Genomic DNA, 9,984 nt, shown 5'->3' with positions numbered 1-9,984 from the left:
TTCCTTGTCTTGCCTTCGCTTTCCATGCTTCAAATCTCCCGTTACAGCCAAGATCCGAAGTCTCCTACATTTCCGGGGCGGTTCAATCATCCGTTCGACCTTGCCTTTGGTCTTCGCGCGATAAGGCTGACATAGCTCGGGCTTAAACCCGTAGTGCCGGGCGAAGTCGAGAAACCCCGGCTGGAAGCGGTGCTGCTTTGGACCATACGCGTCCCGCTCTATGACAACGGTCTTCATGTTGTCGAAAAGCGCACGGCGCGGCACACCGCCGAACCAGTTAAAACAGTTGACGTGACACCTGAGCAAAGTATCGAGCCGCATGTCGGAAACGAATTCGACGTAGGTCGCGCGGCTATAGCCGAGAGTGGCCACGAATGCGAACAGATTCGCTTCTTTGCGTCTGCGGAACTCGACCCAGTCGACCTGCATCTGATCGCCCGCAGCAGTCTCGAATCGCACCAAAGGTTCGGGCGCCGGTACAGGTCGCAATGTGGCAACGAACTTGCGCACGATTCTCTCGCCGCCATCGAATCCCTTCGACTGACTCTCGCGCCACAGAACCGTCGCTGGAATCCAGTCCGGTGCCGCTGCCGCGATCCGTTCCCGGAGGTAGGCTTCGACCGGTTTCAGTATCGACTCGCGCGGAGTCGCCGCGGGCCGAAACTTCGGCGCGTCCCGCGCCGCCAGATACTTCCTTACCGTGTTGACCGAGCAGCCAACCTCACAAGCAATGGCACGCAGGCTCTTGCCCTGCCTGTGCAATATCCTGATCTGCATGTATCCCTCGTACGAGATCATCGCCGCTCAAAGCGGCCATTATCCCTTCGTCGAGGTGTATCAAATCCTCAGTGCCGACGGTGTATCAATTTACTGGTGCCGATGACACGCGTAAGTCGCGTGGTTGGTGCATCAATCACAAGGGTGCGACGGCGAGCCGCTTTCACCACTCCTTGAGAACTCGCGCGGAAGCGAGGCCAGGCCAAAGAAAAGCATTCTACGGGTACACAACTTGCACGTGTGCGAAGGTGCCTAACTTAATCAACACTTAGCCGCATAAGGCATGATCTGAGTGGGAGACAATAACGTAAGGCTTGCTCCACGCCTTTCAACTAGCGGAGGAAACATGGAAACGAATAAGGCGGAAGGAACGGTTCAGCAGATTACCGGTAAGGTGCAGGATGCGGTTGGTTCAGTAATGGGCGACACGGGAACACAGGTCGCAGGGAAGGCGAAAGAACTCGGCGGCAAGGCGCAACAACTGTACGCCGACACCGCCGACATTGTGCGCGATAAGACAACTGATAACCCGTTCACCGCGCTTGCAATCGTGGGCGGGCTAGGTTTCTTATTGGGCGCCATTTGGGCGAGCGCAAGCTCAGCGCCACCCCGCCGCAACACGACAAGATATCGCGGGACGTAGGTAATTAATTATCCTTTACAAAAGTCAACACCATGCGGCGCGGTGGCAAGGCGTCATCCCCTTGCCACCCAACAGGGGCGAAACCATATGTCGATCCACTCTAAAATCACGCGTTGGCGCAACGTCGGTCATTTCTGTACAGCGAGGGTGGCGGACTATAGCGAGCTGTTTCTCAGCGAACTTCAACAAGCTAAAGCCAAGGTTATGCGTGAGCTCATCGCAATGGTAACGCTTGCGATAGGGATCTTGTTCACGCTGTCATTCCTTTGTTTCGCAATTATCGCAACCGCTTGGCAGACACCCTACTTTCTTGCTTCGGTTTGGGGAATCGCCGGTCTTTGGCTGGTCGTTTCAATCGCCGCATTTTTCGTGATGCGGAAACAAAAACCAACGGTACCATTTAGGTCACTTCGGTCCGAAATGCAAGCTGATATCGCGGCTGTTAAGGAGTCGATGAAGTGAGCGCAAACAACGTTAGCACCTCCCAACGGACGGTTCTCGTCCGAATGGGCGCGACACGGGCAGAATTGATCGCGGCCAACCATATCAACTCGTCGATTGCCGAAGCCCGGCGCGGCGAGCGCGCACGTCCAGTTCAACAGGGACCGGTGATTCTTCAGTCGCCGTATGCGCAGCTGATTTCTGTCGTCTCGGTCGCAACCGTTGTCCTGGGGCCGAAGCACGTGGTGAAATCGTTGTTCGGCCGAATACTCATTCCTTGGATGACATACTCGTTAAGGAACTTGTTCCGTCGTTGAGACGGAACCTGCGTCTCTCGGGTGTGCGCCCGCGGGACTTAAATGGCCGGCTGCGTGCCTGCGCGATCACGAAGCAAGCCGGCCCATCCGCACTTAAAGCGGCGTTTTCTTGGTATCAGAGGTAGTCGTCGACGCGCCTTCGAGGCCCGCGGTTCGTTCGACCTCTACCTCAGTTCCACGCACCGTGTCGTTGACGGTCTCGGTTCGATTAGAGCCTTCCTTGCCCACGACCACTTCCTCGACGACGCGTGCCGTTTTTGCAACGACAGGCTGTTCCGCTGTTTCCTTGATCTCGACAAACCCTTCCTTCAAGTCTGCTGCAGTCGCAGGCCGATCGACCGCCCGCCGTTCAATGCTAGCGTGCTCTTCGCGAAGCGATACGGACTCACTGACTGGCGTCTCCGTCAGCCGTGAGTACACTCGCACGCCGCCCGTATGGACGACGCGCTTGCCAACCTCCAGCGACTCCTGAACGACTGGGAACGCCTGTCGTTCGGCCGCGACCTGGTCGGCGGTATAGGCAGGAGCGCTGCGATCGTAGCCGGTGTATCCGGCACCGCGCCACTGGGCGACGCGCGAATCAATATCAACAGCGCCTGCAGCATACAGTGCGTCGCGTACCCGCGCGCTTGCGGATTCGTCTTGCACGTCCACCGACAAGAGCGCGCCGCCGCGACGAACCGCTTCTTGGTAGTGGTCGACTTCCTCGGGACGATCGTCGTCGCCAAAAAGGTTCTTGAAGAAGTGTTCGATACGTCCCATCGCGCCTTCGTGCTGCTCGCCGGTACCGCCCGTCGTCACATCGCGCGTGGCGGTGTCGGTACCAAAAGAAGAACCGGCATCGTTCGTGTGAACGCTCATATCGGAACGGGCGACGCCTTCTGTTTCGAGCCGAGCCTGTGCAACCTCGGCATCTTGAAAACTGTTAAATACACCGATGATCGTTTGAGTCATAGCAGCATCTCCAAAGAAAGGCCTACGCTAAGCCAGGAATACCGCGCGTGCCGTGCTCTCGCAACCGCTGTTCCTGCGTCTATCAATTCACGTTCGGGTCGCGTCTCCATTCGCCATCCGCACCTTCGCGCCGTTCCACGATCAGCTCCTCGGTGTTGACGAGCACTTGATGCACCATGTCCCTTTGCGACTCGGTGGTCTTAATGTGTACCTCTTCCTTCAAGGTCAGTTGCATCCTGACCACAGGCACGTATTCGTAGACAGGGATGATCAGGGTGTTACCTTCCTGCCGTGGTTCGCTGCGCTCGTCTACTGCACGGTTGACCGCGACGCGGCTGACTTCGACCTGTTCGCTCCTCAGCCGCATGGCGACCGGTTGCATTTCCTCATGCACGACCTTACGCACGCGCACTGCGCCGGTTTCTGTTTTTCTGACGTCCACCGCAAGTTCCTCCTGCACGGCAGCGAGGCGAACCTCGTCAGACACGTCAGCGGGCGGCGGCGGAGCGTTTGGAGGCAGTTTTGAGTTCATTGAAAGTTTTATCAAGTACGACGACCCGCTTGAACCGTGCGAGCACGTGCGGGGGCTACATCGCGATCGGCTGCCGATCCGCCGCCTTCTTCAAACGGAGGCTGGTGGCGGAAGCCGGTCGCGCCCGAAACGATGGCGATGATCGCGCCCACGATCAGCGCGGCAAATGAGAACCAGCTCGCTCGGGCAACGCCTCGCGCGGCGGCATCCGCTATCGCACGCGCGTTCTGCTCGGCGTCCGGGCCGGAGGCGGCCGATGCAGCCGATGCTACTGCCGCCTGGACTTGTTGTTTGGCCGAGTCGACCATCTGATTGCCGCTGCCCGACTGATTCGCAGCTGTCGCACCGACCTGCGCGCTCGTCGCGGCAACACTGCCCGCCGTATTGACTGCTCCAGAGATGAGCGAAGTCATGCCGTAGACGACCAGGAGTGTCATGACTGCCCACGAGAGCAGGCCATGCAGCCAGCCCAGCACCGGTGCGCAGCGCCCCGCATAATAAGAACCGACCAAAACCGCAATGACGGTGGTGACGATAACCCACACCCCAGAGCCAAATCCAAAGCCGTGCAACGCATCGGGCTTAGACATCGGCGAAAGGAGCGAAGCGCCGACCGCCGCGCCTAGGACGCTCATGATCAAATAAACGATCATCGAAAGGATGACGCCCGCGATGACGGCCCCCCAAGACAAGCGTGGTAGTCCATCGCTGGTTGTAAGCAGTTTCATAATTGCCTCCAATGTTTATTAAATTTTGTGCAAGCCTGCGTAGGTCGCAAACGCCGTGCCGTGCGTCCAACCGAAGGCATTCAGAATGCGTTAGATCAAGAATGGAGATTGCCGTGAACAACGGAACCCTCGACATGAATTCGAGAGCAATCTCGATCTCACATAGCGGATGAACGCCGCTTTCAGCCTCGCGGGGGTTATTTGATGTCGATGCTGGGGCAACACGTTGTCCCGTACATTGCGTTATGTTGGAGGTGAAGGAACCCCCTTCTGACTTGGCTACTTCCACCGACACTCCAGCGCTGACATGACCCAGATCCACGGGCCGACAACAGCACCGCCACGAGCATTTCCGAAGCGACTTACGAAATCGGGAGAAAGTGTCGCAGTTTGCTCAGCGCGAGGATGCGAAGCGCACCATGCTAGAAAGAATGATTGAGCGAGTCAGCGTGTTCTTTGGCGAACCGCGATTTCTACTGACTTTTTTATGTGCAAGCGTGGCATGGATCGTCAGTGACGTCTTTTTGCATCACCTCGGCTATCGCTACTTCGACGAACCGCCGTTTCTTTGTTACAGGACATTGTCACTTTCATCGGTGTCCTGATCACGATGGCGGTGCTTATTCGGCAAAATCGCTAGCGCGTATCGAGGAAGATCGCACGCATCTCCAACTCCAGATCAATCTGCTGGCCGAGCAGAAAACCACCAAGATCATAATGTTGCTTGAAGAGCTTCGACGCGATCTTCCTCACATACCTGGCCGGCACGAGCAACATGCGGAAACCCTGCAGGCGGCGAGCGATCCGGATGCCGTTCTAGAAGCGATTGAGCAACGAAAGGAGCAACGCGAATGAGTCGCTCTAACCGGTCCCGGTACCGCGTCTCATTGCAATAACGGTTCAATCGAGCAGGCACGGGAACGCCTTCGTCGAAAAGCGTTTCCGAGAGGCCACGACAACTGAGCATCTCTATGCGATGTTGTTGTAAAAAGATCGCCCAATCGAGGCACGTTATGTCTTTCTTCGCCGAGCAAAAGCGGCCTTACCGCGAACTCAAATTCGTACTTGCCGTTCGTGAAACAGTGCAGGCGTAGACGAACCACACCTTCGTTAGCCCAATGTTTTTGAAATCACGCGCAGCAACTTTCCCACGGCAAAAGGTTTTTGTAGCAAGGCGATCAATCGCAATTCCGAAACAGGAGGTGTCGCGCTTATGGCGATCACGGGAATATGGCGAAGTCGGTCGTTCGATTTGAGATGATTGAGTAGCTCGTCGCCGTTCATCTCCGGCATTTGCCAGTCAGAAACGATGACGTCTGGCAACCAGCCTTCAGCGATTTTTAAAGCCGCAATTCCATCATGCGCGACTCTCGTTTAGTATTTGGCGTCATCGAGAATCATCAAGAGCACTTCAGCTATTGCCGGTTCATCGTCGACGAGCAAGATTTTCGGCATGTGATACTTCCTGCTATTACGGTGGACCATGCGGCTCAATTTTTTAAAGCAACAGTCAGTCCCGATTTATGCCAGCAGCGCGAGTAGACGATCGTAATCGACTGGTTCCGCCAAATGATGGTTAAAGCCTGCATCGAATGCCGCCTGACGGTCCGCTTCCTGGCTCCAGCCGGTAAGCGCGATCAGTAAGAGGGTTTCGCTCGGAGACTCGAGCCGCAGTTTTCGGGCGACTTCAAAACCGGATATGTCCGGCAGGCCAATATCGATGAGCAGAACATCGGCTCGAATATCGGACACTCACCGCAAAGCAGCCTGGCCGCTACTTACAGTTGCGGTCACGTGTCCATCAATTCCAAGCAGCATCGAAAGGCTAACCGCTGCGTCTTCACTGTCGTCGACGATCAAAACGCGGCGCTATTCGTTGCCTGGACCTCCTGACCATGGGCGGCAAAGTACCTCACCAAACTCACTCGCCGCTACTGGAGATGCTTGGGTCCGTCGCAGATAACCCTTCCCGAACGTCGGCGCGTAAGTGCGCGACATGTTCTGGTCGCCGAAGCCATGTGCGAAAACGAGCGTGACAGGTCCCGCTCCGCCGATATGGACATTGTTGTAGCAGCCAACAGAGCGAAGGTAATGAAAAGAGTGGATAAAAATTTGCCAATCAGATGAATCAACGTTTGGCTTATATGGTTTTTTTCGGAAGTCTTAAATTCCTCAAAAACATTCATAGCTGCCAGAAGGTCTCGGCACGTTGAAAACCCGCAGCAACTCGTCCCGAAAGTCTGAGATGTCGAGCACGTGCTAAGCGCGCGTGAGCGCGACTTACAGCAGCCGCATTTCGTCTTCGTTTAACGTCAGCCGGTCGCCGAGCACCTTGAGTCGGAAATCGGTGACGATTTGCCCACATAGTCGCTTCGGCCTCAGACCTGCGGCGTTAATCGAGCGACCGCAGGTAGTCGGTGCCCCGGTCGTCGATGATCTCGACAACCGGCAGCAAGCTCCGCTCGACGGCGCTCCAGGCGAAAGGTTGCACTTCTCACCTGTTCTTGAAGAGCGGCAAGGCTTTGGGCCGGAACGCGCATCGATGGGCGCGAGTTCCGCGTTCCTTCCGGTGATGGTTGGCATCTCGATCGAGCCGAAACCGTATCGGCCAGTTCGTGCAGGGGCCGTCATTGCAATCGGGCTGGCGAATGAGCCCCATCCCGCGCCCCAATAGTTTTAATATGGTTTCTTCATTCCACTGCCTGGCGAAGCATGCTCGTTTGGTGGCGAGCGTCGTTCTTGCCCCAATCCGGGGATGTCGTTCTTTATGCTTGGTCCAGTCGCAGGGTTAGACGGATGTCGATCGCCCGAGTGCAAATACGTCAACACATTGGTAGCGTTATCTTGTGAGGGCGAAGGCTGGCCCACGACCGTTGCCGCGTTTCGGGGTCTTTCATTTTCGTCCGCCAGTGCAACAACCGAGCAGACCAGGACCAAAATCCCGAAAATTTTTGCGGTAAGCACATCGACTCGTTGAGCATGAGAGCCCTTCTTGACAGTCCAGGTGCGATACGCCCGCACGTCTCAACGAGCCCGGTGACCTGTCGGCAAATTGGCTCTCTTAATGAAAGACGCCTGCCTTTCGATGATGGATCTGCGCGGAACATTCGGCCGCGCATCGGCTCGGCTCACCGTGAGATCATCATGCCTATTACTACACCACCCAATGCTGCCATGACGATCGCTTTCCAAGGACTGTCGTGCACGAAATCGTCGGTTGTTTCACTCGCGACTCGATATCTGTTGACCAACGCATCTTGGACGTCGGAAAGCTTTTTCTTCGTTCCGAAGCCTTCCGCGGCTGACGAAGGGGTGTTGGTATCAGCGTCCCAAGATTGGGACGCATCGCGGAGACTCCCTTCGCTGCTTGCCGACAAAAATTCGGTTCTCGCTGTTGAGGCGTCTTCCTCACCGACAGGAAACGGGTAAGCACTCTCACCTTTTTCGGTGACCAGAGAGTTGACGGATTTTTCAGCAATTTTGTCCATGACATCGCCGCGAGGGTTAAACAGCGTTGAGTTTTAATTGGTTCGGAAGTTCGACTTTTCGCGGTTCCATTTGAGATGCAATCGTTGTTCCGCCTTCGGCGTTTCTAGAGGGAATCGTGCTGCGACCAAACGTACAACTGTTCACAGAATGTTCGCAAGCCGAGAATTTGATCGGCCGCAAAGTGCAATGATTGAGAAGGACCGGTTCTCGCCCTTCGGCTCACGTCAACGCTCACCCCCGCGCGCTGCAACAATTGCTTCAATGCGATCTAGCGCGAGTATGGGACGTTTGAGGACAACATCTGCACGCGCGATGACGAGTGCGCCAACTATTTCCAAGTTTTGCGGGTCAAGTCGGCCAATATTAGTGATTAGCTCAAGTATTCGCATCGCCACGGCCGCGTCGTTCTTAAATTCGTTTGCAACGATGGCTCTGCGCAGCGCTAGCACCATAACCAGGCCGTCCTCTGTCCTCATTTCCACCCTCTGTCGAGTAGTCGCAAAAAATAAAATCGTCAGCGCGTTTCAGCACATCCTCCTCGCTTCGCGGGAGTGACAGTCCGCTTCCCAAGACGAATATGAAGTGCAGATAAACACAAAAACGCATTGCTCGCCATCAATTAGTCATCCACACTGTTCGTGACCTGTCTAACGCACTCTTGCGATCGAACGGTTCGTAATGGCTGTCTTGACCCGAAACATCTGATTATAAAATCATAAAGCGACGCCCAATCTGCTGTGTCCAAACTGTTCGACCGTATGGCCGCTCAAAAAACTGGATTGCGCGCTCGCCCTTACTGCCCGGGGACGACCAATGAAAACGGTCTGCGATGTTCTCGGCGTGGCGCGCTCTGCTTTGGCAGTCAGAAAAGCCCGCTCTCCAGACTGGCAGGACGGCCGCCGCGCCCGACAGACCGACGACACGGAACTGGTCGCTGCAATCCACGAGCATGTGGCGGGCTTGCCGACTTATGGATACCGACGAGTCTGGGCATTGCTGCGACGTAGTCACGAATTGACCGGTGCGCCGTGCGTGAACGCCAAGCGGGTCTATCGCGTCATGCGTGACCATCAGTTGCTGCTCCGGCGCCTTGGCCAGCGACGCGATACCCGCCGACATGATGGACGCATTGCCGTTGACCAGAGTAACGTCCGCTGGTGCTCGGACGGCTTCGAGTTCCGTTGTGACGATGGCTCGCCGTTGCGCGTGACGTTCGCGCTGGACTGCCATGACCGGGAAGCTATTAGTTGGGCAGCGACTACTGGCGGCCATAGCGGCGACGTCGTGCGCGATGTGATGCTCGCAGCGGTCGAGCAACGCTTCGGCACGCCGCAGGCAGGCGCACCCATCGAATGGCTGTCGGACAACGGCTCTGCCTACATCGACCACCGTACGCGCAGCTTTGCCCGCGAGTTGGGTCTGGAACCGTTGACGACGCCTGTTCGTTCGCCGCAGAGTAACGGTATGGCCAAGTCGTTTGTGAAGACAATCAAGCACGATTACATTGCCTTTATGCATAAGCCTGATGTGGGACCTATCCGCAATTCTGTGGGCGAGGCATATTATGAGAGGTAAAAGTCATGGATATGCCGATGAAGAAGAAACGCACCGTCGCTTCTCAGGCAGCGGCTCGAGGGCCGCTGCCTGCCCTTCCGGAAGGTCTGCTGGATGACCTGGTCAAAGGCCCGATGACGCCCACCGAGGTCCAGGACCTGATGCTGGCGTTCAACAAGGCACTCATCGAGCGCGCGATGGGCGCCGAGATGAAGATGCATCTGGCTACCTGGCGGGGCAGCCGAAACCCGACGGCCAGGGCAACGAACGTAACGGCGCCAGCGGCAAGACGCTCATCACCGATTATGGCCCGCTCAGGGTGAAGCGCACCGGGTATTCCGGAGACCTTTACTCCTGAGAGAATAGGGTTATGGAAAACCTCGACAAAGCAAAATGGAAGACAGCGCCGAAATATTCGGCGGAAGTGCGTGAGCGCGCGGTTCGTATGGTGTTCGAGCATCGTGCGGAGTATGCGACGCAATGGGAAGCAATCCAGTCGATTGCCGCCAAGATGGGTTGCTCACGCGAAACGTTAAGAAACTGGGTTCG

At 56.4% G+C, this 9,984-nt stretch carries 11 protein-coding genes and 3 pseudogenes; 7 read left to right on the top strand and 7 right to left on the bottom strand.

What is annotated here, in order from left to right:
* The coding region (gene istA, locus NCT04_RS29965; RefSeq protein WP_502800712.1) for an IS21 family transposase at window positions 1-798 on the bottom strand (798 nt) is incomplete at its 3' end.
* A gap of 325 nt (window positions 799-1,123) precedes the next feature.
* Here istA and NCT04_RS29960 point away from each other — a divergent pair.
* The 3 genes from NCT04_RS29960 (at window position 1,124) to NCT04_RS29950 (ending at window position 2,178) form a co-directional block, all read left to right on the top strand.
* Window positions 1,124-1,420, top strand: coding sequence for a CsbD family protein (locus NCT04_RS29960; protein WP_250469529.1), 297 nt, complete (start codon window positions 1,124-1,126; stop codon window positions 1,418-1,420).
* A gap of 87 nt (window positions 1,421-1,507) precedes the next feature.
* Complete coding sequence (locus NCT04_RS29955) at window positions 1,508-1,882, top strand: phage holin family protein (protein ID WP_250469528.1); 375 nt, start codon at window positions 1,508-1,510, stop codon at window positions 1,880-1,882.
* Window positions 1,879-2,178 (top strand): hypothetical protein, encoded by a 300-nt coding sequence (locus tag NCT04_RS29950; RefSeq protein WP_250469527.1) that lies wholly within the window; start codon window positions 1,879-1,881, stop codon window positions 2,176-2,178. Before NCT04_RS29955 ends, NCT04_RS29950 begins: the two co-directional genes overlap by 4 nt.
* Before the next feature lie 93 nt (window positions 2,179-2,271).
* Here the strand turns inward: NCT04_RS29950 and NCT04_RS29945 are convergent, their stop codons facing one another.
* The 3 genes from NCT04_RS29945 to NCT04_RS29935 all read right to left on the bottom strand — a co-directional run bounded on the left by NCT04_RS29945 (window position 2,272) and on the right by NCT04_RS29935 (window position 4,392).
* Window positions 2,272-3,132, bottom strand: coding sequence for a YsnF/AvaK domain-containing protein (locus NCT04_RS29945; protein WP_250469526.1), 861 nt, complete (start codon window positions 3,130-3,132; stop codon window positions 2,272-2,274).
* 82 nt (window positions 3,133-3,214) lie between these two features.
* Complete coding sequence (locus tag NCT04_RS29940) at window positions 3,215-3,664, bottom strand: YsnF/AvaK domain-containing protein (RefSeq protein ID WP_250469525.1); 450 nt, start codon at window positions 3,662-3,664, stop codon at window positions 3,215-3,217.
* A gap of 11 nt (window positions 3,665-3,675) precedes the next feature.
* Window positions 3,676-4,392 carry a hypothetical protein gene (locus NCT04_RS29935; protein WP_250469524.1) on the bottom strand — a complete coding sequence of 239 codons (717 nt, stop codon included), beginning with the start codon at window positions 4,390-4,392 and terminating at the stop codon, window positions 3,676-3,678.
* A 513-nt stretch (window positions 4,393-4,905) separates the two neighbouring features.
* Between NCT04_RS29935 and NCT04_RS29930 the strand changes: the two genes are divergently transcribed.
* Complete coding sequence (locus NCT04_RS29930) at window positions 4,906-5,247, top strand: hypothetical protein (protein ID WP_250469523.1); 342 nt, start codon at window positions 4,906-4,908, stop codon at window positions 5,245-5,247.
* 255 nt (window positions 5,248-5,502) lie between these two features.
* Here NCT04_RS29930 and NCT04_RS29925 read toward each other — a convergent pair.
* The 3 genes and pseudogenes from NCT04_RS29925 to NCT04_RS29915 all read right to left on the bottom strand — a co-directional run.
* A pseudogene (locus tag NCT04_RS29925) lies at window positions 5,503-5,748 on the bottom strand (response regulator); the annotation flags it as partial.
* A 165-nt stretch (window positions 5,749-5,913) separates the two neighbouring features.
* Window positions 5,914-6,144 (bottom strand): response regulator, encoded by a 231-nt coding sequence (locus NCT04_RS29920; protein WP_250469521.1) that lies wholly within the window; start codon window positions 6,142-6,144, stop codon window positions 5,914-5,916.
* A 1,376-nt stretch (window positions 6,145-7,520) separates the two neighbouring features.
* Entirely contained in the window at window positions 7,521-7,880 is a 360-nt protein-coding gene (locus tag NCT04_RS29915; protein WP_250469520.1) for an ElaB/YgaM/YqjD family protein, read from the bottom strand.
* 769 nt (window positions 7,881-8,649) lie between these two features.
* On the opposite strand from NCT04_RS29915, the pseudogene NCT04_RS29910 reads away from it, so the two are divergent.
* The 3 genes and pseudogenes from NCT04_RS29910 to NCT04_RS34900 form a co-directional block, all read left to right on the top strand.
* A pseudogene (locus NCT04_RS29910) lies at window positions 8,650-9,411 on the top strand (IS3 family transposase); the annotation flags it as partial.
* Window positions 9,412-9,461: 50 nt separating this feature from the next.
* Window positions 9,462-9,760: pseudogene (locus tag NCT04_RS29905) on the top strand (transposase); the annotation flags it as partial.
* A gap of 45 nt (window positions 9,761-9,805) precedes the next feature.
* Window positions 9,806-9,984, top strand: a 179-nt coding sequence (locus NCT04_RS34900; RefSeq protein ID WP_502800713.1) for a transposase, incomplete at its 3' end; no start/stop codon positions are given.

The sequence above is a fragment of the Caballeronia sp. GAFFF2 genome, assembly GCF_023631485.1.
In the GTDB taxonomy this organism is placed as follows: domain Bacteria; phylum Pseudomonadota; class Gammaproteobacteria; order Burkholderiales; family Burkholderiaceae; genus Caballeronia.
The sequence above is the reverse complement of the archived record's forward strand: the minus strand, read 5'-3'. Positions and strand labels throughout refer to the sequence as shown.